The organism is Pseudoalteromonas sp. G5_S1_14_S5 (genome assembly GCF_054968605.1).
Genome location: NZ_JBQKUM010000035.1, coordinates 1 through 24,254, shown reverse-complemented (window position 1 = coordinate 24,254; position 24,254 = coordinate 1). Strand labels below are relative to the sequence as shown.

21 protein-coding genes and 1 tRNA gene are annotated in these 24,254 nt (G+C 45.4%); 18 read left to right on the top strand and 4 right to left on the bottom strand.

Going from position 1 to position 24,254, the window contains the following annotated elements; all coding sequences use genetic code 11:
• Positions 1–56: 56 nt before the first annotated feature.
• From ACTRWI_RS12050 to ACTRWI_RS12000, 11 genes are read left to right on the top strand one after another with little or no spacing between them, the layout of a single operon-like run.
• On the top strand, positions 57–419 hold the full coding sequence (locus tag ACTRWI_RS12050; protein WP_499131665.1) for an ApeI family dehydratase: 363 nt from the start codon (positions 57–59) through the stop codon (positions 417–419).
• Positions 412–2,211 carry a glycosyltransferase family 2 protein gene (locus ACTRWI_RS12045; RefSeq protein ID WP_499131664.1) on the top strand — a complete coding sequence of 600 codons (1,800 nt, stop codon included), beginning with the start codon at positions 412–414 and terminating at the stop codon, positions 2,209–2,211. The genes ACTRWI_RS12050 and ACTRWI_RS12045 overlap by 8 nt, the downstream gene beginning before the upstream one ends.
• The gene (locus tag ACTRWI_RS12040; protein ID WP_499131663.1) at positions 2,189–3,736 is read left to right on the top strand and encodes an HAL/PAL/TAL family ammonia-lyase; all 1,548 of its coding nucleotides are present in this window, start codon (positions 2,189–2,191) and stop codon (positions 3,734–3,736) included. The genes ACTRWI_RS12045 and ACTRWI_RS12040 overlap by 23 nt, the downstream gene beginning before the upstream one ends.
• Before the next feature lie 55 nt (positions 3,737–3,791).
• On the top strand, positions 3,792–4,295 hold the full coding sequence (locus ACTRWI_RS12035) for an acyl-CoA thioesterase (RefSeq protein WP_499131661.1): 504 nt from the start codon (positions 3,792–3,794) through the stop codon (positions 4,293–4,295).
• The gene (locus ACTRWI_RS12030) at positions 4,282–4,962 is read left to right on the top strand and encodes a LolA family protein (RefSeq protein ID WP_499131659.1); all 681 of its coding nucleotides are present in this window, start codon (positions 4,282–4,284) and stop codon (positions 4,960–4,962) included. Before ACTRWI_RS12035 ends, ACTRWI_RS12030 begins: the two co-directional genes overlap by 14 nt.
• Complete coding sequence (locus ACTRWI_RS12025; RefSeq protein ID WP_499131658.1) at positions 4,934–7,306, top strand: MMPL family transporter; 2,373 nt, start codon at positions 4,934–4,936, stop codon at positions 7,304–7,306. The genes ACTRWI_RS12030 and ACTRWI_RS12025 overlap by 29 nt, the downstream gene beginning before the upstream one ends.
• Positions 7,303–7,926, top strand: a complete 624-nt coding sequence (locus tag ACTRWI_RS12020) for a DUF3261 domain-containing protein (protein WP_499131657.1) — start codon at positions 7,303–7,305, stop codon at positions 7,924–7,926. The genes ACTRWI_RS12025 and ACTRWI_RS12020 overlap by 4 nt, the downstream gene beginning before the upstream one ends.
• A 5-nt stretch (positions 7,927–7,931) precedes the next feature.
• On the top strand, positions 7,932–9,131 hold the full coding sequence (locus tag ACTRWI_RS12015) for a beta-ketoacyl-[acyl-carrier-protein] synthase family protein (RefSeq protein WP_499131656.1): 1,200 nt from the start codon (positions 7,932–7,934) through the stop codon (positions 9,129–9,131).
• Positions 9,124–9,588: a hotdog family protein gene (locus ACTRWI_RS12010; protein WP_499131655.1), complete on the top strand. Its 465-nt coding sequence runs from the start codon at positions 9,124–9,126 to the stop codon at positions 9,586–9,588. The genes ACTRWI_RS12015 and ACTRWI_RS12010 overlap by 8 nt, the downstream gene beginning before the upstream one ends.
• Positions 9,585–10,310, top strand: a complete 726-nt coding sequence (locus ACTRWI_RS12005; protein ID WP_499131653.1) for a 3-ketoacyl-ACP reductase FabG2 — start codon at positions 9,585–9,587, stop codon at positions 10,308–10,310. The genes ACTRWI_RS12010 and ACTRWI_RS12005 overlap by 4 nt, the downstream gene beginning before the upstream one ends.
• Positions 10,307–11,530 carry a beta-ketoacyl-ACP synthase gene (locus ACTRWI_RS12000; RefSeq protein WP_499131652.1) on the top strand — a complete coding sequence of 408 codons (1,224 nt, stop codon included), beginning with the start codon at positions 10,307–10,309 and terminating at the stop codon, positions 11,528–11,530. Before ACTRWI_RS12005 ends, ACTRWI_RS12000 begins: the two co-directional genes overlap by 4 nt.
• Before the next feature lie 83 nt (positions 11,531–11,613).
• Here the strand turns inward: ACTRWI_RS12000 and gltX are convergent, their stop codons facing one another.
• Entirely contained in the window at positions 11,614–13,041 is a 1,428-nt protein-coding gene (gltX, locus tag ACTRWI_RS11995; RefSeq protein WP_499131650.1) for a glutamate--tRNA ligase, read from the bottom strand.
• A 364-nt stretch (positions 13,042–13,405) separates the two neighbouring features.
• Between gltX and ACTRWI_RS11990 the strand changes: the two genes are divergently transcribed.
• Together ACTRWI_RS11990 and ACTRWI_RS11985 are read left to right on the top strand one after the other, a co-directional pair.
• Positions 13,406–16,156 (top strand): heavy metal translocating P-type ATPase, encoded by a 2,751-nt coding sequence (locus ACTRWI_RS11990; RefSeq protein WP_499131648.1) that lies wholly within the window; start codon positions 13,406–13,408, stop codon positions 16,154–16,156.
• On the top strand, positions 16,146–16,586 hold the full coding sequence (locus ACTRWI_RS11985) for a DUF411 domain-containing protein (protein WP_499131647.1): 441 nt from the start codon (positions 16,146–16,148) through the stop codon (positions 16,584–16,586). Before ACTRWI_RS11990 ends, ACTRWI_RS11985 begins: the two co-directional genes overlap by 11 nt.
• Before the next feature lie 97 nt (positions 16,587–16,683).
• Here ACTRWI_RS11985 and ACTRWI_RS11980 read toward each other — a convergent pair whose 3' ends face one another.
• Positions 16,684–19,335, bottom strand: coding sequence for a beta-N-acetylhexosaminidase (locus ACTRWI_RS11980; protein WP_499131645.1), 2,652 nt, complete (start codon positions 19,333–19,335; stop codon positions 16,684–16,686).
• 403 nt (positions 19,336–19,738) lie between these two features.
• Between ACTRWI_RS11980 and ACTRWI_RS11975 the strand changes: the two genes are divergently transcribed.
• Both ACTRWI_RS11975 and ACTRWI_RS11970 read left to right on the top strand, forming a co-directional pair.
• Entirely contained in the window at positions 19,739–20,617 is an 879-nt protein-coding gene (locus ACTRWI_RS11975; protein WP_499131643.1) for a TraB/GumN family protein, read from the top strand.
• Positions 20,618–20,739: 122 nt separating this feature from the next.
• A complete protein-coding gene (locus ACTRWI_RS11970) occupies positions 20,740–21,162 on the top strand; it encodes a hypothetical protein (protein WP_499131641.1) in 423 nt (140 codons plus the stop codon).
• 82 nt (positions 21,163–21,244) lie between these two features.
• On the opposite strand, the gene ACTRWI_RS11965 is transcribed toward ACTRWI_RS11970, so the two are convergent.
• Together ACTRWI_RS11965 and ACTRWI_RS11960 are read right to left on the bottom strand one after the other, a co-directional pair.
• Positions 21,245–21,382: a hypothetical protein gene (locus ACTRWI_RS11965; protein ID WP_499131639.1), complete on the bottom strand. Its 138-nt coding sequence runs from the start codon at positions 21,380–21,382 to the stop codon at positions 21,245–21,247.
• Positions 21,383–21,701: 319 nt separating this feature from the next.
• Positions 21,702–21,778, bottom strand: a tRNA-Pro gene (locus tag ACTRWI_RS11960).
• Between the two features lie 255 nt (positions 21,779–22,033).
• On the opposite strand from ACTRWI_RS11960, the gene ACTRWI_RS11955 reads away from it, so the two are divergent.
• The 3 genes from ACTRWI_RS11955 to rluF all read left to right on the top strand — a co-directional run bounded on the left by ACTRWI_RS11955 (position 22,034) and on the right by rluF (position 24,216).
• On the top strand, positions 22,034–22,174 hold the full coding sequence (locus tag ACTRWI_RS11955; RefSeq protein ID WP_004739790.1) for a DUF3149 domain-containing protein: 141 nt from the start codon (positions 22,034–22,036) through the stop codon (positions 22,172–22,174).
• Between the two features lie 167 nt (positions 22,175–22,341).
• A complete protein-coding gene (gene smrA, locus ACTRWI_RS11950; protein WP_499131636.1) occupies positions 22,342–22,923 on the top strand; it encodes a DNA endonuclease SmrA in 582 nt (193 codons plus the stop codon).
• A 168-nt stretch (positions 22,924–23,091) separates the two neighbouring features.
• The gene (rluF, locus tag ACTRWI_RS11945) at positions 23,092–24,216 is read left to right on the top strand and encodes a 23S rRNA pseudouridine(2604) synthase RluF (protein ID WP_499131635.1); all 1,125 of its coding nucleotides are present in this window, start codon (positions 23,092–23,094) and stop codon (positions 24,214–24,216) included.
• Positions 24,217–24,254: the final 38 nt, after the last annotated feature.

Sequence of the window (24,254 nt, the reverse complement as noted above, 5' to 3'; positions counted from 1 at the left end):
CTTTTTATACTTTTGTCAAAATAACAACATTTACCCAAGGATTCTAAACACGCCCTATGGACAAGAGAAAACCAACCGTCATTGCGGTAGACACTTTAGAAAATGAATCGATCCTGACACTTAATGTTAGCGGAGATATTACCGATTTTAAGGGACACTTCAAGAGCTTCCCTATTCTACCAGGCGTCACGCAAATTGATTGGGCACTTCACTACGCAGTCCAAGAATTAGGTGTCCCTAGTTGCTTTAAAGGCATGGAAGTCATCAAGTTCCAAGAGCCTATCTTGCCTGAGGCCACAATCCAACTATCACTCAAATGGGATTCTGACAAAAGCAAGTTGAGCTTCAGCTACACCTCAAATAACGGTGAGCAAACCCACTCATCAGGCAAAATGAAGCTGGGAGAGAAAAGTGAATAGCACTCCCGTCGAGGCTACTTCTCAACACCAAACAAAGGAAAGCAGCTACAAGGCTTGTTTCCTTATCCCGTGCTTTAATCATGGCGCAACCATGCCTGCGGTGGTGTCATCACTCCATCATTTTGAGTTACCGATCATCATCGTTGACGATGGTAGTGAGTTCACTACAAAGCAGTTTCTCACTCCCCTAGCAGAGCACTCACACGTAACCTTGGTAACACTTGAGCAGAACCAAGGTAAAGGCGGTGCGGTAAAAGCCGGAATCAAAAAAGCACAACAACTCGGCTTTAGCCATGCCATTCAAATTGATGCTGACGGACAACACGACCTTGAAGCCTTACCAGCATTGATGCAAGCCTCACAAGCTAATCCACAACGTTTGATATCAGGCCAGCCTGTCTACGATGAAAGTGTACCCAAAGCAAGACTCTACGGACGCTACGCGACACATATTTGGGTATGGATAGAAACCCTTTCCCTATCGATCAAAGACAGCATGTGTGGCTTTAGAGCGTACCCTGTCGACCAAACACAAGCAGTACTGTGCAAATACGATGTTGGGTCTCGAATGGACTTCGATATCGAGATTTTGGTTCGTCTGTACTGGGAAGGCTGCGATATCAACTTCGTTGAAACTCGGGTTATTTATCCTGAAAATGGCATATCCCATTTCGATGCATTGTGGGATAACGTCAAAATCAGTTGGATGCATACACGCTTGTTCTTCGGCATGCTGCCAAGAGCACCAAAACTGATTGCTCGCTATTTCAAATCTAACGCTACTGAAAGTAACCTAGGTCCATCAGCTGGTTCAGAACTGCAAACGTCAGAGCAGCCGCACTGGTCTCGAACCCAAGAGCGCGGCACAGTATTAGGCATCAAGCTATTATTGGCCATTTATACCTTATTAGGTCGTGGTGTATTCAACCTTGTTCTGCGTGGTGTAATGCGTTACTACCACTTAACTGGCAAGCGCGCACGAAACGCTTCTGAGCAATACTTGTTTCAGTTGAAAGCCTATACGGAACAGCAAAATATAGAGTTACCCGTAGAGCTAACCAGCTACAACCATCTGCTTTCGTTTGGGCATACCATGCTCGACAAACTCGCGGCATGGAAAGGCGATTTTTCAGTGGATAATCTTACCATCCATGGTCAAGACCAATTCGAAAACATGGTGGCAAACCAGCAAGGTGTGCTAATTTTAGGCTCTCACCTAGGTAACATTGAATTGTGTCGCGCTTTAGGTCGCAGACACTCGAACATCAAAATAAATGCTTTGGTTTTTACAGAACACGCAGAGCGTTTTAACTCTGTTATGAAAGCGGTGAACCCGCAATCTGACTTAAACTTGATTCAAGTGACTTCAATGGGGCCTGATACAGCTATCTTGTTGCAGCAAAAGTTGGAGCAAGGTGAGTGGATCGTGATTGTTGGTGATAGAACTTCCACCAGCAAAGAGAGCCGTTCAGTATGGGCAGAGTTCTTAGGTAAGGAAGCTCCGTTCCCTCAAGGACCATTTATGTTAGCCTCTGTACTCAAAGCACCCGTATTTTTGCTATTTGGGTTACGTGACGATTCACAAGAAAAACCGCATTTTAACGTCTATTTCGAGCATTTTAGCGACAGAATCGAACTACCTAGAAAGACACGCGAACAATCTTTAAAGCAAGTCGTTCAACAATACGCAGATCGACTTCAGCACTACACACTGAAAGCACCGCTTCAGTGGTACAACTTTTTTAATTTTTGGGCATTGAGCAAGCACCATGACGAAAAAGAATCCAAATAGCATCACCTTTGGTGCCGAACGCCTCACTATCGAGGACGTTGTCGCTATCTCACAGGGCGCAAAAGCCTCGATGAACACCAGCGACGAGTTCACTTCAAAAATCGACCGCGGTGTTGCATTTCTAGAGCGCCTACTTAAGGAAGAAGGCGTGATTTACGGCGTAACAACTGGTTACGGTGACTCTTGTACCGTTGCGATTCCGCCAAACCTTGTCGATGAACTCCCTCTGCACCTGACGCGCTTCCACGGTTGTGGTTTAGGTGAAACACTGTCTCATGAGCAATCTCGTGCTGTACTCGCTACGCGCCTGTGTTCTCTATCACAAGGTGTATCTGGTGTGACTCATAAGCTGCTTAACCAGATCGTTACCCTAATCAACCAAGATATCTCACCACTTATTCCTCAAGAAGGCTCAGTGGGTGCCAGTGGCGACTTAACACCTCTGTCTTACCTAGCAGCCGCGCTGATTGGTGAGCGTGATGTTATCTACAAAGGTGAAGTGCGACCAACCAGTGATGTCTACAAAGAGCTAGGCATTAGCCCTATCAAGCTCAAGCCAAAAGAGGGCTTGGCATTGATGAATGGTACATCTGTAATGACGGCATTAGCTTGTATCGCTTATAAGCGTGCGGAATACCTAGCTCAACTATCAACTAAAATCACGGCGATGGTATCGGTCGGTATGCACGGCAATGAATTCCACTTCGATGAAGCGCTGTTTGCTGTGAAACCTCATCCAGGTCAACAACAAGTTGCGGCATGGCTGCGTGATGATCTACAAGCAGATCGCCCACCACGTAACAGTGACCGCCTACAAGATCGTTACTCTTTGCGCTGTGCGCCACATGTTATCGGTGTGGTTCAGGACTCTCTACCATGGCTTCGCCAGATGATCGAGAACGAACTAAACAGTGCCAACGACAACCCAATTATCGATGGTGATAATGAACGCGTACTGCACGGTGGACACTTCTATGGTGGTCATATCGCAATGGCAATGGATACGCTAAAAACTGCCGTAGCCAACCTTGCGGATCTACTTGATCGCCAAATGGCGCAGCTGATGGATTACAAGTTCAACAACGGCTTGCCATTCAACCTAACGGGTGCTGAAGGCGAACGTAAACCAATTAACCACGGCTTCAAAGCGGTACAGATCGGCGTGTCAGCTTGGACTGCTGAAGCATTGAAACACACGATGCCTGCTAGCGTTTTCTCTCGTTCAACTGAGTGTCACAACCAAGACAAAGTGAGCATGGGCACCATCGCAGCTCGTGACTGTTTACGCGTTCTAGAGCTAACCGAACAAGTGGCGGCAGCGTCACTTCTAGCCGGAACACAAGCACTCGAACTTCGTAAACGCCACAATGAGCTTGATGAGCACCACATGAGTGAAAACCTCAAGCACATTCGCGACGAAGTACTGAAAGAGTTCGAGTTTATTGTCGAGGACCGCCCGCTTGAAGGCGATCTGCGCCACTTTATTTCTCGTATTCAAAATCAGCACTGGTCTCTTTATTTATAGAGTCATTGACCTCATAAAGTAGCCAACCCTTTACGCATATTGTTGAGAGCGATTTATGTCTGAAATCCTTCATCCGTTACAATCTGAGGTGACAATTGTCACCTCATTCCAAGATGCCGACCCAATGGGTGTGATATATCATGGCAACTACTTCCGATTTTTCGAAGAAGTAAGACGCATCATGATGGATAAGATTGAGTACAACTACCATGAGATGAAGGATTCAGGCTACATGTGGCCTATCATCGATACCCGCGTAAAATACATCAAAGCGATACCGTTTAATCACAAAATTAAAGTAACGGCGAAGCTCACCGAGTGGGAAAACCGCCTGCGCGTCGATTATGAAATTCATGATGCCCTAACCGGTGCTCGCATGACTCGAGCACACACAATGCAGGTTGCGGTAACCATTGAAGAGCAAGAAATGTGCTTCGCTTCACCGAAAGTGTTTACTGAAAAAGTGGAACACTGGCACCAGTTTGGTTGCTTACCTCTAGCAACTGAACCTAAATCTCAGGCCTCTAGCTCACAGCAGGTAAATCATGAATCTGTTTAAACGCAGCCGCAAACACATCAATATCTTGCTACTTGGTCTTACTGCGATGATGACGAATGGCCTTGTTTACGCCAAAGAGAACACCGCTGCTGTCAGCTCTATTTCAGAACTTCAGACGGTACTCAGCGAAAATAGTATTGTTCGTGGCGAGTTTACTCAAACGCGCAGTATGGAGATGTTCGCCCAGCCTCTGACGTCGCAAGGTACATTCCTATTAGACAAATCAAGTGGTTTACTCTGGACGCAAACCACGCCGTTTCCGGTAACATTGGTACTGACTGACAACAAGTTGAGCCAAAAGTTTGCAGACCAACCCGCAAAGATCATCACTGATAAAGAAAACCCAATGGCGTTTTATTTCAGCCATATTTTCCTATCTGTGTTCCACGGTGATCCACAAAAACTTCAAGACCAATTCTCACTGTCATTCCAACCTACAACTGCGCAAAGCTCAGACCAAAACACGGGATTTTGGACACTGACTCTGAAGCCCAAAAGCGCACCAATGAATGCAGTATTTGAGGCCATCACACTGCAAGGCAACAGTGATATTGAGCGTATCGAGTTAAAGGAGATTCGCGGAGATAGCACGGTGATCGAATTCAGTCAGCTAAGCCATCAACCGGAAGTATTGTCAGATGCCGAAGCGCAACAATTTCAGCTCTAAGCTCGCCCTTGTCTGGCTAGTGATTGTGGCACTTTTCAGCGGACTGTTGATTAAACAGTTCGCTTTTTCTTCTTCAGTGCCTATCGAAAGCAACATCATGAAATTGCTGCCTGAAAATCAGCAAGATCCTATAGTTGAACAAGCTTTCCAGCAGATTTCCAACTCGATGAGTGAGCAAGTGGTATTTATCTTGAGTGGATCAGACATCAAGAACACCATCGCGGCAACCAAAGCCTTTGAAAAAGCACTCAATCACGACTCGTTTTCAGGTGGCTCAGTACTCTTCAAACACGTGCATGGTAAAATCAACTCGAGCACACAAAGCCAATGGAATGACTTCTACTTCCGTCATCGAGCTCAGCTACTAACAGAGCAACAAAAAGAGACTCTGACACACGCACCAGAGTCACGTGCTCAGTATGTAATTCAATCCTTGTACAACCCTTTTTCAGGCGTGACAGCGACCGAGCTAATCTTAGACCCATTCCTGTTATTTCGTGACTATATAAGCGAGGTTGGCACCCGCTCGAGTAACTTTGGGCTTAAAGATGGCTATCTCACCGCTCAATCTCAAGAGCAATCACATATCCTCGTTACCGCAACGCTGGCAGGCTCACCATATAGCTTGGCGATTCAAGAACAGCTTCCTGCGTTAGATACTTTAGAGCGAGACATTGAGAAGCAATTTGACGTTAAAGTTCAGCACACTGGCGTAGTTTTCTACGCAAATTATGGCACCCAAAGTGCGAAGTCTGAAATCAGCACTATTGGCTTAGGGTCATTAGCGGGTGTAATTTTATTGGTGTGGTTAACGTTTCGTAGCGCACTCCCACTTGCCTTGTCGTTGCTCTCAATTAGCACGGGTTTATTGGTCGCACTGGCGAGCACCATCGCTATCTTTGGCAAGGTCCACCTATTCAGCTTGGTGTTTGGCGCAAGCTTGATTGGCGTATCCATTGATTACTCGTTTCATTATCTCACTGACCGTTTGGCCGCAGGAAGCCGATGGCAGAGCGATAAAGGACTTAAGCACATCTTAATTGCCATCACCTTAGGTTTAATCACTAGCTTAATTGGATACTTAGGACTGCTGGTTGCGCCCTTCCCTGGCCTACAGCAACTTGCGCTATTCTCGTCCATCGGGCTTATCGCCGCCTACGCTAGCGTGGTGTTTTGGTACCCAGTGCTGGCCTCTAAACCGGGCCAAGAGCGAGCGCTTCCTTTGAGATGCCTTTGGCACATCTGGTTAAACTTGTGGAGCCATCCCAGATTTAGAATCGGCTTGCCATTGATAGTGACCGCCTTAAGTTTGGCGTCAATAACTCAGGTTCGCTACGACGACGATATCAGACAACTTCAAGCAATGCCTAACGAGCTAAAACAACAGGAGCAAGCCATCTCTGAGATATCTGGTTTAGGTAGTGCTCAGGATATGCTGTTGGTTACTGCAGAAAGTAACCAAGCGCTGCTCAATAAGTTAACATTGATCAGTTCTAATCTTGATAACTTAGTCGCTCAGCAAACTATCTCAGGCTATCGCAGCGTCAATCAACACCTGCCAAGCGAGAAAGAACAACACCATAACTATCAGCTAGTTAAGCAACTTTATGATGGTCAAAGTACCACATTGCAAAGTACGCTTGGCTGGCCAAGTTTCCCTGAGCTTCCTAAATACAGTCCGGTCACGCTCAATGAGTTTCTATCGTCTCCTGTATCTGAGCCGATTCGCCCGCTTTGGTTACAACCAATCAATCACCTAGCAGCTTCGGTTATCATGATCAAAGACGTCACTAACACTAAGCTGTTCTCACAGTGGTTAGAGTCAGACTTCGCTCAGCAGAAAGGTTTGAAATACCTCAATAAAGCAGATGAAATCTCCTCTCTTTTTGCTGAGTACCGCGTCAAAATTACTGAGCTGTTATTGATTGCATTCGCTGCTACTGGCATGGTGCTAGGTTGGCGCTATGGCGTAAAACAAAGCCTATTCATGCTTCTGCCATCTCTAATTGCAGGTGTCGCGGGGTTAGCGGTGACTGGCGTGTTAAGCTCAACATTGAACCTATTTAATCTGCTTGGTTTGATTCTGATTTTAGGCATTGGTATCGACTACACCTTGTTCTTTGCGGAGCAGAAAAAGTCGCTGAGCACCCTATTAGCAATCACTTTATCTGGCCTCACAACGCTGCTGTCATTCGGCTTACTTTCACTCAGTCAGACTCATGCCATTCACAGCTTCGGGATTACCGTGTTAACCGGAATTTTTATAGCGTGGCTGCTTTCCCCACTCGCCATCAACAATGAGCAAGCCACAGAAAAGAACAAACCTCGTGAGGCATTAAGATGAACAAAACGAGCAAGATAGCACTCGCTGTCGTATTTAGCTTCCTACTCAATGCCTGTTCGCTGGTTTCTCAACAACCGACAGGTGCGAGCGTCCCCATCAACCAAGACACAGAACTCGCCTTGCCTCTACCCGAAGAACTTGGGTATTCATTCACAGCAAGTCAGTTAATTAGCGCAACCTGGCAAGAGGATACCCAGCAGTTACCCGTGCAAGTTGAAGTCACGCCCGATAAGGTCGTTTTAGCCGGCTTCTCCTCTTGGGGTACACGCATCTTATCGCTACAGTATCAAAGCCAAGCCATTGAAACACAGGTGCTATCTGGCCTCGGTGCTACCCTACCGCAGCCCGAACAGGTACTATTTAATTTGATGCTCACCTTGTGGCCTGCAGAAGCATGGACCCAACCGCTACAAGGTATTGGCTGGCATTTGGTCGATACAGATAACAGCCGCACAGTGTTTGATAACAAGAATCAGGCAATCATCCGAATTGATTATCAAGCCGAACCGAATACACACAAAACGGCAGGCAACATTATTTTCAAACATTTGACCCAAGGCTACACCATTACTATACAAACGTTAAATTCAACGGTTGTCGATACCCCAAGTAAGAGCTAAACACTATGCCTATTTATATCCAAGACTGTGGTTTCCACTCAGCGCTAGGCTCAAGTATTACTGACATTCATGGCTGCCTAAAAGGCGAACGTAAACCAAACATGGTTGAAGTGAGCGATATGCTGAACGACGGCAAACACACTGTCGTTGGCAAAATCGCAGATGAGCTACCAAAGGTTCCATCCGCTCTCGATAAGTATGCCACTCGCAACAATCAACTGGCGTTATCAGCTCTCAACCAAATCAAAGATTCTATCGAACTTGCCAAGGCACTATTTGGCGCAGACCGTATTGCTGTTGTTATAGGCACCAGCACCTCTGGGATCTCCGATGGTGAAGCGGCCTTCAAACAAAAACTGACAAACGGTGAGTTTCCAGAAGGTTACCATTACTCAAAACAAGAGCTTGGTGACATTTCTGAGTTCATTAGCCAATATTGCGCATTAACGGGCCCAAACTATGTCATCTCTACGGCTTGCTCATCCAGCGGCCGCGTGTTTCTGACTGCCCAACGCTTGTTAGACTCAGGCATGGCTGATGCCGTATTAGTCGGTGGTGTAGATACGCTATGTAAGCTGACACTCAATGGTTTCCATAGTCTTGAAGCCCTTTCAACCAAACATTGTAAGCCATTTAGCGAATCTCGAGATGGCATCAATATTGGTGAAGCAGCCGCATTTATGTTACTCAGTAAAACCAAAATCAAGGGTGTTCATTCTACTCAAAACACACCCCAAGTTGCCTTATTAGGCTGTGGTGATAGCTCTGATGCACACCACATTTCAGCGCCTCACCCTGAAGGAAATGGCGCTGAACAAGCGATGAAAAAAGCCCTATATTCTGCACAGTTAAATGCAGAAGACATCGGTTATATCAATGCACACGGTACAGCAACGCCTCTCAATGACTCGATGGAAAGTAAAGCCATCCATCGTATTTTCGCAAACAAGGTTCCCGTAAGTTCTACCAAGCCGTTAACCGGGCATACTCTAGGCGCAGCAAGTGCGATTGAGGCTGCAATTGCTTGGCATATTTTGAAATACAACTTACCGCTTCCCTTACAAAAATGTCAGGACAAAGCTGAAGATGTTGAGGTTGATTTGGTAAACTGTTCCCAGAAACTTAAAGTAAAGAACATCTTAAGCAACTCTTTTGCTTTTGGTGGTAACAACATTAGCCTGATTTTTGGTGTAGTAAATGATTGATATCCCTTCTATAGACCAACTTCTCCCTCACGATGATCCGATGATATTAATCGATCGTGCTATCAGCGTAGAGGCGTTGTCGATCCACTGCCAGGTCGATATTGGTGACCATAATCTGTTCTTTAATACCGAATCTCAAACGGTCCCAGCTTATGTTGGCATAGAGTTTATGGCACAGTCTGTAGCGGCGTGGTCTGGATACCATGCGCTGAAAAACGGCACCACTCCCCCTATCGGTTTCCTGCTTGGCTCTCGTCGCTATAAATCGCTGTGTGATGAGTTTACTCAAGGTCAGACCCTTGATATCTATGCCGAACAGCTTATGGAAGACAGTGGTATGGCCGTATTTACCGCAAGAGTCGAAGAGCAAGGCGAGTTGGTAGCTCAATGCCAACTCAATGTTTACGTGCCAACCGAGCAAAAATTACAAGAAATGAAAACTAGGAGCCCATCATGACCCGTCAGGTTTTAGTCACTGGTGCCAGCAAAGGCATTGGTAAAGCAATCGCTATTCAACTCGCGAAAGACGGATTTGAAATCGCCGTTCATTACATGGGTGACAAGCAAGGTGCTGAAGAAACTCTACAATCGATCACCGAGCAAGGTGGCGCTGGACGTCTTATCCAATTTGATATCAGCAACCGCAGCGAATGTCGTGAAAAGCTAGAGTCTGATATTTCTGAGCATGGCGCTTACTACGGCGTAGTAAACAACGCAGGCATTACTCGCGACACTGCATTCCCTGCAATGACAGAAGAAGAGTGGGATGGCGTTATCCATACCAACCTAGATAGCTTCTACAACGTACTTCACCCTTGTGTCATGCCTATGGTTCAAAAGCGTAAAGGTGGCCGTATCGTCACTCTAGCGTCTGTATCAGGCATTATGGGGAACCGTGGTCAAACTAACTATGCAGCAGCAAAAGGGGGTGTGATTGGTGCGACTAAGTCTCTTGCTCTAGAACTCGCAAAACGCAAGATCACTGTAAACTGTGTCGCTCCAGGCTTAATTGACACCGGTATGGTTGATGAACATGTGAAAGAACACGCGCTACCACAAGTTCCACTACGCCGCATGGGCGAACCGGAAGAAGTCGCAGGCTTAGTGAGCTACCTAATGTCTGATATTGCAGGCTACGTAACTCGCCAAGTGATTTCAGTAAACGGAGGTTTAGTATGACCCGCCGTGTAGTCGTAACGGGAATGTCAGGTGTTACAGCCTTTGGCAACAACTGGCAAGAAATCGAACCAAAACTAAAAGCGTACGAGAACGCGACTCAGTACATGCCAAGCTTTGAGCAGTATGATGGCCTCAACACCAAACTCGCTGCGCCGATTGACGATTTCCAACTGCCCAAGCACTACAAACGCAAGCAAGTTCGTGGCATGGGTCGTGTATCCCGCCTAGCAACCGTAGCTACCGAGAACGCTCTTGAGCAAGCTGGCTTGATTGGCCATGATGTACTGACCAATGGCGAAACGGGTATTGCTTACGGCTCTTCAACTGGCAGTACCGATGCGATTGGTGCATTTGGTGTGATGCTTAATGAGAAGTCGACACGAGCAATCACAGCAACCACTTACGTTCAAATGATGCCACACACAGCCGCGGTAAACGTAGGTTTGTTCTTTGGACTGCGTGGCCGCGTGATTCCCACAAGCAGCGCATGCACTTCAGGGAGCCAAGCCATTGGTTATGCCTATGAGGCGATCAAACATGGTTACCAAACCGTAATGGTTGCTGGCGGTGGTGAAGAGCTATGCCCAACTGAGTCTGCCGTTTTCGATACCCTTTTCGCCACCAGTTTAAAAAACGACACACCCAAGAAATCTCCTAGCCCGTACGACAGCGAGCGTGATGGCTTAGTTATCGGCGAAGGCGCTGGAACCCTAATCCTTGAAGAATACGAACATGCAGTCGCTCGCGGCGCAAAAATCTATGCCGAAATCATTGGTTTCGCTAGCAACTGCGATGCTGCTCACGTCACTCAACCTCAAATGGAAACCATGCAAATCTGTATGGAAAAAGCATTGAGAGACGCACAACTTCCAGCTGAAAAGATTGGCTATGTTTCTGCTCACGGTACTGCGACTGAAAAAGGCGACATTGCAGAGAGTAATGCAACAGCGAATATCTTTGGTGAAGTGCCTATTAGCTCTCTTAAGAGTTACTTTGGGCATACGCTTGGCGCATGTGGTGCAATTGAAGCATGGTTAAGCCTTGAGATGATGCACAGTGGTTGGTTCTGCCCAACCCTAAACCTAGAGAATATCGATGAACAGTGCGGCAAACTCGATTACATCACGGGCTCAGGTCGCGAACTGGATGTTGAATATCTGATGAGCAATAACTTTGCCTTTGGTGGTATCAATACTTCTATCATCTTCAAGAAAATCTAAGCTTAGCTAGATAAAACTCCAAACAAATAAAAAGGGCCAGTAACCAAGTTACTGACCCTTTTTTGAATCTAGCAATCGCTCAATTAAGCGTTAGCTTCACGCTCTGTGATGAACTCAAGAGCCATCTTGATGCGAGCTATTACGCGCTCTTTACCAACAAGCTCCATCACTGCATCAACAGAAGGAGACTGGCCGCCGCCTGTTACTGCTACGCGAAGTGGCATACCGATTTTACCCATGCCGATCTCTAGCTCTTCACATACTGCTGCAATCACACCGTCTTTGATGTTTGCCGTTGTGAACTCTTCGAGTGCTTCAACCTTAGCAAGAGCAAGCTCTAATGGGCCTTTAGCAACACCACGTAGGTGCTTCTTGGCAGCGCCAGCTTCAAACTCAGAGAAGTCTTCGTAGAAGTAACGAGATTGCTCAGCAAGTTCGATAAGCGTATTACAACGCTCGCCTACTAGCTTGATCACTTCAGTGATAGCTGGGCCGTTTGTTGTATCGATCTTCTGTGCATCTAGATGCCATTGCAGGTATTTTGCAACGTACTCAGGCTCAGAAGTTTTGATGTAATGGTTGTTCAACCAAAGTAGCTTTTCAGTGTTGAATGCAGATGCAGACTTGCTGATTGCGTTCAGGCTGAAAAACTCAATCATCTCTTCTTGAGAGAAGATCTCTTGGTCACCGTGAGACCAACCTAAACGAACAAGGTAGTTGTTTAGTGCGTTAGGTAGGTAACCTTCGTCGCGGTATTGCATTACTGATACAGCGCCGTGACGCTTAGACAGTTTCGCACCGTCATCACCTAGGATCATTGCACAGTGAGCGAAAGTTGGAACTGGCGCGCCTAATGCTTCGTAGATGTTGATTTGACGAGGTGTGTTGTTGATGTGGTCTTCACCACGAACAACGTGCGTGATGCCCATGTCCCAGTCATCCACGACTACTACGAAGTTGTAAGTAGGAGCACCGTCTGTACGACGAATGATTAGGTCATCAAGTTGGCTGTTAGAAATTTCAATACGACCACGAATTTGGTCATCAAAGACTACACTGCCTTGTTTAGGGTTGCGGAAACGGATAACGCACGCATCGCCTTCTTGTGCCGCTTCGTTAGCTGCAATAATTTTAGGGTGGTTCGCATCGTAACGAGCCATCTCTTTGTTTGCTTCTTGCTCTGCACGAATTTCATCAAGCAGCTCTTTAGACGCGTAGCATTTGTATGCTTTGTCTTCAGCTAGAAGCTTATCAACCATTTCGTTGTAACGGTCAAAACGCTTAGATTGGTAATAAGGACCTTCGTCCCATTCCATACCCATCCATTGCATGCCTTCTAGAATTGCATCAACCGCTTCTTGAGAGTTACGCTCAAGGTCTGTGTCTTCGATACGTAGAACGAATTCACCGCCTTGGTTTTTAGCGAATAGCCAAGAGTAAAGTGCAGTACGTGCACCACCAACGTGAAGATAGCCAGTTGGGCTAGGAGCAAAACGAGTTTTAACCGTCATTTAAATACCTTGATTATGTAGGTGATTCTTTTAGTGGAGCCTATTACAAGGCTTGCAATAGTCAACCATCACTAAATTTTGGGCGCTATTTTATCACCACCGCTTAAATCTACAATCAGTAGTGAATGATTAATGTGCTGTTGTTGTACGAAAGCCGTTATTGAAAGAGCAATTACGCCCTTAAAGATCGTAAATCTATAGCTTTAACTGGTAGATTCTAGTCGTACATTATTAATTTCCCTATTCCATTCCAGACTAAAACCACCAGCTAGCACTCCACCAAGATCAAATTCTTGAATTTATGTTTGACCTTACCCTTACGGGAAGGTTTATGTTAGGCGTAGATGAGAATTGGAGTATCGATATGAACCACTATATAACCGCGCTCAACGGCCTATACTGCATGGGATGTGCGAAGAAGGTCCGCACACTGTTTGGCGACCTCGACAATACGACGATTAATGATATATCGCCGACCTATATCGATATTTCGACTCCATTTAGTTACGTTCAACTCGATGAACAGTTAGCGACACTTGGCTACAGCATGGGTAACAAGCTGCACCTTTCACTATCCGGCCTCAGATGTGGCAAGTGCGTGAGTAAACTGACTCAAGCACTTGAACAAACTGAGCAAGCCTCAAACCTAGAAGTCAGCAAACAGGAATTATCACTGGTTACCCTGCTTTCTGAATCTGAGATTATTGAGCTAGTCGAAAGTGTCGGTTATCACGCTACCCCCTACGCTGAATCTCGTGACCAGTCATCAAGTTCAGATTTAGAAGAAGATAAAGAACCAGCACCTACAAAAACAACGTTAACTGAACCCGTTGCAAGTCAATATACTTATCATCTTGTTCTTAAGGGGATGACGTGCGCGAGTTGCGTTTCTTCAGTCGAAAAAGCACTGATAAAGAACGAGTTCGTCGATCAAGCTCAGATCAACCTTGCCGAGCAAACGGCCTTGGTTTTCACCTCAAAAACACGTGATCTTATTGAAAACAAGCTCATCGAATCGGTGAAAGCCGCGGGGTATGGCGCTGAGTTTGTTGATGATGCGGCAACACAACAACAAAAACAGCAAGAGCAACAACTTCGCACTCAACAAACCTTCCTGAAAAACTCAGTGAGTGCGCTACTACTTGGCGGACCATTAATGGCATGGGGCGTCTTCGGTGGCAGCATGACCATTGCAACACATAATGAACAACTGGCTTGGGGATTCATTGGTGTGATCTGCCTAGTGCTACTAGCCACCTCTGGGCGGAGCTTCTTCACTAACGCATGGCAATCCTTGATGCATAAACGCGCGACAATGGACACGCTAGTAGCTTTGGGTACAGGTGCAGCATGGTTCTACTCAATGTTGGTTGTGCTCATTCCATCATGGTTCCCTGAAGCCTCTCGCTATGTCTACTTTGAGGCGAGTGCGATGATCATTGGCCTTATTTCTTTGGGTCATTATATCGAAGCCAAAGCCAAAGCTCGCACGACAAAGTCGCTACAGGCACTGATTAATTTACAGCCTCAAAAAGCGATGGTTATCGTCGATGGCAAAGAGCAGCTCATTGCTGTAGAGGCTATCCAAGTGGGTATGCAGATACGCGTCAAACCGGGTGAGAAAGTGCCGGTTGATGGTGTTGTGGTATCAGGTGAATCTTACATCGATGAATCCATGCTAACTGGTGAGCCGCTTCCCAACGTAAAATCAGTTAATGATAGTGTTTCAGCAGGTACCATCAATGGTGATGGTAGCTTAATTATTGAAGCGACAGGAATTGGCTCAAGCACTATGTTGGCTCGCATCATCCAGATGGTTCGCCAAGCACAAAGCAGTAAACCTGCAATTGCCAAGCTTGCCGACTCTATCTCTGCTGTTTTCGTTCCTGTTGTTGTCGCGATCGCAGCCGTTGCTGCCCTAGTGTGGTTTTTTGTTGGCCCACAACCAAGTGCGAGTTACATGCTTGTCGTCTCAACGACTGTGCTGATCATCGCTTGTCCGTGTGCTCTAGGCCTTGCGACGCCACTCTCTATTACAGTCGGTGTCGGCAAAGCTGCAGAGTTTGGCATTCTAATCAAAGATGCGGATGTGTTGCAGTCAGCCAGCAAAATCGATGCTGTGGTATTTGATAAAACGGGTACCCTAACCCAAGGTAAACCAAGCGTTCAACAGGCTTTTTATCACAACCTATCAGAACAAGAACTGCTGGCTTACGCCTATTCGGTTGAAGTTGGTTCAGAGCACCCGCTTGCCAAAGCCGTTTGCCAGTATGCCGAGAACTTAGGAGTTTCAGCACTCCCACACAGCGACTTTGAAAACCGCCGAGGCCTTGGCGTGCAAGCCAACATTAGCGGAAAAGACGTTCAAGTCGGCTCTCTGAAATACCTCACCCAACTCGGTATTGATACTCAAATAGGTAGTGACTTTATTGAACTTTGCCGTAAACAAACATGGACGCCAATCTTCGTCGTCATCGACCAAAAAATGGAAGGCATCTTTGGCATTTCAGACGCGTTAAAAATAGATAGTAAACAAGCTATTGCTCAACTAAAATCCGCCGGAATTCACACAGTGCTACTCACTGGCGACAACGACTCGGTTGCTCAAGCGATTGGCAAAAGCGTCGGTATCGATGAGGTTACCTCTGAAGTGCTTCCAGAGCAGAAAGCGCAACATATTGTTCAGCTTCAACAACAATATAAGAGTGTAGCAATGGTTGGAGACGGTATAAACGACGCTCCAGCACTGGCTCAGGCCGATATAGGTATTGCAATGGGCAGTGGCAGTGATGTGGCGATCGAGAGTGCACAAATGACGCTCCTCAACTCGTCCCCCCTCTCTGTTAGTAATGCGATAGAACTGTCCCAAGCAACGGTGAGAAACATGAAGCAAAACCTCTTTGGTGCTTTCATCTACAACTCGCTGGGCATTCCTATCGCGGCTGGTGTGCTCTACCCGTTTTTCGGATTTCTACTCAGCCCTGTGCTGGCAGGCGCAGCAATGGCGATGTCATCCATTACTGTGGTAAGTAATGCCAATAGACTGAGACTGTTCAAACCGACCCACTCTAATACCAACAATAACCATATTCATGAGGTTAGCCATGATTCGTAAAATTATGACTCTTACTGCACTCGCTGCGATTTCAGGACAAGCTCTCGCAACTGATATTCTGAACCATAAATCACCATACTGCGGCTGCTGTACAGAATGGACAGAACACATGCGTGATGCTGGTTTCGATGTAACAGAGAAACTCCACGATGATATGATCCCAATCAAACAAAAGCTAGGGGTTACACCTGAGCTGGCATCTTGCCACACGGCAGAGATTGATGGTTACGTATTTGAAGGACACATCCCAGCAGAAGACGTGAAAGCCTTTTTAGAAAACCCACCACGCAATGCGATTGGTTTGGCAGTTCCGGGGATGCCTATGGGCTCACCGGGTATGGAATATGGCGATAAGAAAGACGAGTACTCAGTGTACGCGTTTAATGATAAAGGTCAGGTGTTTGAGTACCGTCATTACAAAGGCAACTAAAGTACTGGCGCACTAAGAGAGAAATAAATCCTGAGAAAGCTCCCGTATTATCTTGAATAGGATGAAACGAGAGCTTTCTGTTTGCCGTGCTTATTGATTATTTCAGTGAAATAACTCGACTTGCTTTCTCACCACTTTCTGAAATAGAGCGGATGTAAGTTTCACCAGAGACCGATGGACGTTGCTGCTCATCATACGTTAGCCAGTTTTCACCATCTGCTGAGTATTGAAGCTCTACACCAGGAAATTGAACGTTCATCGCTAGCTTACCGTCAACAACCTTCGCACCTGGAACTGGTAGTCGGTAGTCAATGCCTGCTTTTTCTAGCTTAGCCAACTCACGTTGACCCACGACATTGGCGAAGCGATTGAAGTCGCTGTTTAGCGCTTGCTTATTCACTAGGTTAGTTCCTTGAGAGTATTCAACGCCAACCTCGTAGTCGTTTTCCCAATCTGCTCGGTGCCATGCGCGCTCTGCTGCTGCTAGTACGCGAGGGAACACCATGTATTCATATTGCTCGTCAGTACGTACTGTTTCAGACCAAAGTTGAGCTGACAGACCATAGAAAGGTTTCGCTTCAACCTCACCTTTACCTGAGAAACCATTACCATCACGATCTAATGATGTTTCTGCGTTTTGTGGCATGTTTTCTGGTGCGAATCCAAACATCTTACGAGTATCGGTTGCACGCGTTGCCCAGTAGTAACCACGCTCTGCAGCATCGACTTCGTAAGGCATATCCATATATACGTAATCTGGGTTAGAAACAATCACGTCATAACCTTTAGCTGACCAGTCGTATACTGATGAAGTGCCGCCCCAGTAAAGAACGTCCCAGAAGTTCACGCGTGTACTTTCGGTCGCAAATGCATCTTGACCTTCACTGTATTTCAGACCATCTTGCCACGCCTGGAAGTGTGGAATACCCTTATCAGCAACAATCTTAGAAACCTGTTCTGCGAAGTGGCTTGGTAGATGACCGAAGTCGCTTACAGTCCCATCAGCGATCAATGACTGACATTGTGGCGATTGTTGGAACGGCTTATCTTGCTTAGACAGAGCGATGTTACCTTTCCAAGCCACTTTGTCTTCCGCATTGATGTCTTGTAAGCCTGCGCCTAACTTGATGTTTTTCGCTTCATCGCCGCCAAAGTGCCAAGTCGTTAGCGGAACGCCCGCTTCTTGGTGCATAGCTGCCACTTCAGAGATTACTTTATCGACGAAGTGAGTTGATGACCCCATACATGGGTTAATGAAGCTTTGCTTATCGTAGAACTGAACCGTGGTAACGTTCGATGTATCTTGTGGGTCCATCAAGCGGTATTCGTTCGCTTCTGCTTCTTTACCTTCCGCCATTAGACGAGTGTAACGCGCTTCCATTGATACCACAGCTGAACGAGCGTGTGCTGGCATATCAATTTCAGGGATAACTTCGATGCTTCGCGCTTTAGCGTAACTTAGGATCTCGACGTAATCCGCTTTACTAAAGAAACCAGAGCCAAAGTTGTCTGTTGTTGAACCAGAACCTAGCTGAGGCAGTAAGCAGCTTTGTTCATCCAAATCAAAACAACGATTAGACCCTACATCCGTTAGCTCTGGTAGACCTGGGATTTCTAAACGCCAACCTTCATCATCCGTTAGGTGAAGGTGCAGCTTATTCATCTTGTATGCCGCCATTTGATCTAGCGTTGCTAGGATGGCATCTTTTGAGTGGAAGTTTCGAGCAACGTCCACCATCACACCACGGTAATCAAAGCGCGGTGCATCTTTAATTGACAGTTGTGGTAATGATTTAGCGTTCTGACTGTCTATTAGGCCAAAAATAGACTGAACTGCGTAGAAAGCACCCGTTTTATCAAAGGCTTTAATCGCAATCCCCTCTTCCGAGATGCTTAGTTCATAAGCGCCAGATTTTGCTAAATCACCCGTAAACTGAGTAGGAACAACGGCAACACTTACAGGAAGGTCACCACTCACATCTACGTTTACCACAACTGCACGTTCTTCAATTGCTGCGAGCTGATCAGCGTCGAATGCGCCTTTTGGTAAAGCAATACCACCAGCAATGCTCACTGAACCTTCACCCACTTCCACCGACATTGGTGTTGGCAATAGCGTTTTTGATACATCTTGAGTTGCTAGATCAGCATTCTTTTCAAAACGTGTCACCGCTGTTGCCATTACGTTGTTATCATCAGGCGTACGCTTAAGGTTATTACCTTCTAGACCAGTTACGAACGATGCAACATCTTCTTTATTCAGTGATGCAATCATCTTAGGTTCTGCGTTTGGCGCAGTCACAAATGCCCCTGGCATAAAGTCAGTTTCAAACAGTTGCCAATATTCACTGGTTAACGGAAGAACCACTTCTTCACCAGCCGCAAAGCCGTCGAATTTTTCAGTAGGCTCTAGCTTGTGAAGGTCGCCAGTGACACGAGTGATCTTAAATTGCTCATTATCAACATCTAAAATAAGACGAATACTATGGAAGTAGATGCTCCAATCTTTCGAATCAACCGCTTCGCCTTCATTAGTTAGTGTCATGTTTACTTTGTTACATGACGCCCATTCAGCACCGAGGTCCTGACAAGCTAAGCCTTCATTCGCACCATGGTTAGTTAGAATTTCGTACTGAACATCAAGATTGTCGGCCAGTGCATTCACTACTTTTTGTTCTGGTGCTTGTGTTACTGCACAACCCGTTAGTCCAGCCAATACCGCGACAGATAGTAAGTTTCTCTTCAACATCGTATTCACCCATAAATTAAAAATTGAGTAAGAAGCAAAATGGAGCGCTTCGAAAGTTAGATAAACTATACGGGCTTATTTTTTACCGTGAATTAAATTGAGTTAATAAAGTGATCGGCTTCAAATTCCAAAAATACTGATCATATTATTTGCATTTAAATCATACACTTATAATCAACGGCACTTCCGTCATTTTAATTTTGACGTAAAATTTGAGAAATGAATCACAATCTTTTTTACCGATTTCATAAAATCGTGTCATTGATAGCCAGAAAGGATTTAGAGTTTCAGCGTATTGTTATACTTTTCGTACAAACAACGTGACATTGTTCTAAAAAAAAACCGTTAAAAAACTCCGTCAAAATCATTTTTAACGAGTTACGTCTTCCTCTAGGAGCTCTCTTTGCGCACATTCTTATACTTAACGTTACTCGCTCTTACCTTTACGACTGAGCAAGGTTTAGCAGAACCTCTGTATTGGCAAGCCAAAAAAGATGATCTGACCTTAACGATTTTAGGTTCTTTACACGTTGGGGATGAAAGCATGTATCCACTTCCCACGCAGATTACCGACACGCTAAAAGAGAGCGATGGCCTAATCATCGAAACGGATATCAGGAAATCCGAAGGTGTCGTATACCCGGCTACAACAGTCACCACCGCTGATGTGCTCAGCGTTGAACAAAAGCAGTTACTAAAAAGCATTTCAAAATCTTTAGGTATGCCGACTCAGCAACTATTGAGCTCTCCACCTTGGGCGACATCTCTATTGATACAAATGCAACAGTTAAAGAATCTTGGCTATGGCTCGGCGAGCGGTGTAGACGCAACGTTAGCGTATAAGGCAACCATACAAGACGTTCCAGTTATCAGCTTAGAGCCACTCCAATTTCAAATAGATCTAATCGCCGGACAAAAAGATTCAGGTAAAGAGTGGTTGTTGACTAGCCTTGAAGAATTTGACCAAACGGATCGTGTCGTGCATTGCCTTATTGAAAGCTGGAAAGCGGGCGATGAGTCCAAGCTTGAGGATTTTGCTCAGTTGTCTGAAATGCCCACCGAGCTTGAGAAAGCATTCCTAACGGATCGCAACGTAGACTGGGCAACCAAGCTATCTGCCAATGAATGGAAACTCGATACGAAAGGACATTACTTATTGGTCGTCGGCACTTTACACCTGATAGGGGAAAACAACCTGTTAGAACTGCTAGAAAAGAAAGGCTTTGTAGTTAATCAACAATCACAGAGCCGAAAAGCACAATGTCAGTTTGAAGATCACTAGCTATTGTTGATGCCATGACTTTTTCATTATAGAAGCGTTTCCTTAATCACAGACATTTTACATTCAGCAATCCTATAGTGGTGCTATAATCTTTCGCTCTTTTTATAAATGGTGTTGTTCTAATGAAACCAGTACTTTTCGCTTTTCCTTTAGCCTTTGCTGTCCTTATGCCGACTGTAGTGTCAGCCAAAGAAACTTGTACGGTAGAACAATTTCAAGCTGTCGACATTCAACCAGATACAAAGGGTGGCGTGATAGATAAAGAAAGTGGGCAATTTCTCATAACAGAGAAGCCGCCAATGCGATGTGCGACGGTTACATTCACAACATCAACAACGAGAAACCGCATCGCCAGCCAAATGAATGGGAATTTTGAAGCCAGCTTTTACGATAACCAAACTGGAAACTCTAGTTCGGCTTCGTTTAATGAAGACGAGGTAAAGGCGGGTTACATTCGAATAGGCCCAAATAACCCAGCAGAAGCTTATGTTTGTTTTGTTACTTCAGAGACACCGATCAAAGACATTACTTGTGACGTCAAATAATCAGCTTACTGGCAGATAGAAAACAGGGCTACGGGTAAGATCCATTTTCCGCATAGCCCTATTTTGCTGCTTACTCGGTTATTTAAAGCATGTCAGTGCTCGCTTCAGAATAACGAGCAATGATTGGGTTTTGCATCGCATTAGGGTCACCAGGCGACCACATACCACGTTTCATTCCTTTAATGATTAAATGAATAACTGCCACATCTATCGCAGACATTCCGGCGATATTCACTGGTTCATTTTGGCTGTAGCCCTTTCTATTACAAAAAGTGCTACGGCTTTCTTCAATGTGTAATCGGTGAAGAGCTTATTTTAAAACATCAGACGAACCCTGCCTGGGTTTTAATCCTATTTCCAACATCCCCAAACGACCAAAGCCTGCTCATTGAGCAGGCTTTCTAAAAGTGGTCAGTGAAGAGGAATTCGATTGGACTGGCATTTCATCGGACTGGCGTACCACCCCCACCCATTAGCTCCGAAACAGAACATTCAAATGCGAAAAAGCCGTAGCATCTCTGCTACGGCTTTCTTTAATATGGTCGGTGAAGAGGGATTCGAACCCCCGACCCTCTGGTCCCAAACCAGATGCGCTACCAAGCTGCGCTATTCACCGAGAAATCTAACTGGCTCATTGCCTGTCGATGGAGCGTATAATACGGATTCTGAGTTTATCCGCAAGGACTTTTTATGATATTTATTGCGATTTTGAATCGTTCGAGCAAAAGACATACAATAACAAGCTCAATGTGACGAAAAACACATAGTTACCAACAAGTATTTAACTTATGCAACAGGATTGATCCAGATCAGTGAATTGAGAATGCCAATTAATACACTAACCCATGTCATATAACTTTGAGGTATACACATGGACTTTTGGCTAGATCTCCTATTTGGTAATGCAGTGGGACTATCTTCAATGATAGTAATCTTCGGGGCTCTGGGTCTCATGATGTTTTATGGAGGCTTCTTCATCTACAAAGTTATGACAGACAAATCTCCTCACTAGAGTCGCTCAGCTTGAATCATTTGCCTAAAGCCTCATTACTACAGGTAAATATGAAAACGCTTTGCACCGGAGCTGACTTCTCTTGTCTCCTCCGGTTTTTTTCATTTTTAAACCCTACCCCAACTTAGGTATACTTACTCTATTATTCCCAACTTGAGATACACACTATGTCTCATGATGACGATTTAGATCTATTCCAACAAATGATGGGCGATGTTAAACGTATCGACCATGACACCGCAGAACACCAGAAAGTACATCGCGTTACAGAGTCTCAGCTTGCTAAACGTGAAGCTGCTATGTGGCTCTCTGATGATGAGAAAGATTACCTATCACTCGATTATTCTCCGATGGTTAAGCCAGACGACGTTATTGCTTATAAGAAGGATGGTGTTCAGGAAGGCGTATATAAAAAACTGCGCCTTGGTAAGTATCCCATTCAGGCGAAACTCGATCTCCATAGAAAAACGCTGAAAGATGCTCGCAACGAAGTGCTGTCATTTTTACGCCAATGCTTAAGAATGGATGTTCGCACTGTCATTATCGTTCATGGGAAAGGAGAACGTTCAAATCCACCAGCGATGATGAAAAGCTACCTGACTAACTGGCTGACTCAGATCAACGATGTACAATGTGTACACTCAGCACAGCAATTTCACGGTGGTACCGGAGCTGTGTATGTCATGCTCAGAAAGAGCAACGAGAAAAAGTTAGAAAACAGAGAACGTCATCAGAAACGTACTAACTGATCATTGAGATTCTGGATAAAGCTTTCACCCCAAGATCGATATTTAGTGCCTAGACTCAAACCAAATGCTAAAATTGTTGTCAGTTAACGAATTCAAACGTAAAGCAACTGCTCTGTAGTTGCTTTTTTGTTTCCCTATATTTCCGTTGTGAAATGCTAAGAGAATATCATGTCACAAGAACACCAAGCTAAACGCCTTAACAAATACATCAGTGAAACAGGTTTTTGCTCACGCCGCGAAGCCGACAAACTGATTGATGCAGGTCGAGTTACTATTAATGGCAAAATCCCAGAAATGGGTACCAAAGTAATGCCAGGTGATGATGTTGAGATCGACAACAAACCGGTTCGCTCGAAAGAGAAGCCAATCTATATCGCTTTGAATAAGCCGACAGGCATTACCTGCACCACCGAACGTGATATTCCCGGAAACATCGTCGATTTCATCGGTCACCATAAGCGCATCTTCCCGATTGGCCGTTTGGATAAACCATCTGATGGTTTGATCTTCTTAACAAACGACGGTGACATCGTAAATAAGATTCTTCGTGCTGGTAACAACCACGAAAAAGAGTATGTGGTTCGTGTCGATAAACCAATCACCGGTGAATTCTTACAGAAAATGGCAGCGGGTGTACCGATTCTGGATACGGTGACATTGCCATGTAAAGTTGAGAAAGAAACTAAGTTCTCATTCCGAATCACATTAACGCAAGGTCTGAACCGTCAGATTCGTCGTATGTGTGAAGCGCTGGGTTATGAAGTTTTCAAACTGCGTCGTGTTCGTATCATGAACATCTCTTTGGACGGTATCCCTAATGGCAAGTGGCGTTACTTGAGCGAAGAAGAGATCGCAGAAATTCTAGCGATGTGTGAAGGTTCTGTTAGTACTGAAGACGCATCTAAAATTAATGCTAAGGGCCAACGTATCCGCAAGGCGACAGATGCTAAGCTGTTTGATAGCCGTGAAGAGAACCAAGCTTCTACCGCTCGACGTAATCAAAAAGAGAATCGCACTCGTACTTACCGTGGTAATAACGCGGATGAATTCCGTCATGCGCCGAATTCAAAGCGTGGTCGTAATTCATCGAATAGCGAAAACAAAGGCCAAAGCAAAGGCAACACAGAGAATTGGAAATCGAATTCTCGTTCAGAGCGCTCTAACTCAGACAACAAGAGTTCAGATCGCAATCGCGCAGGCCGTGGCAAGCCAACTAATCGCCACCAAGAGTCAAACCGACCAAATAAGCCAGCAGCAAAACGTGTTGGTGGTACTCTAGGTCTGAAAAAGTAGAGTGACTCCGTATACAAAAACGCCCACGACTATGTGGT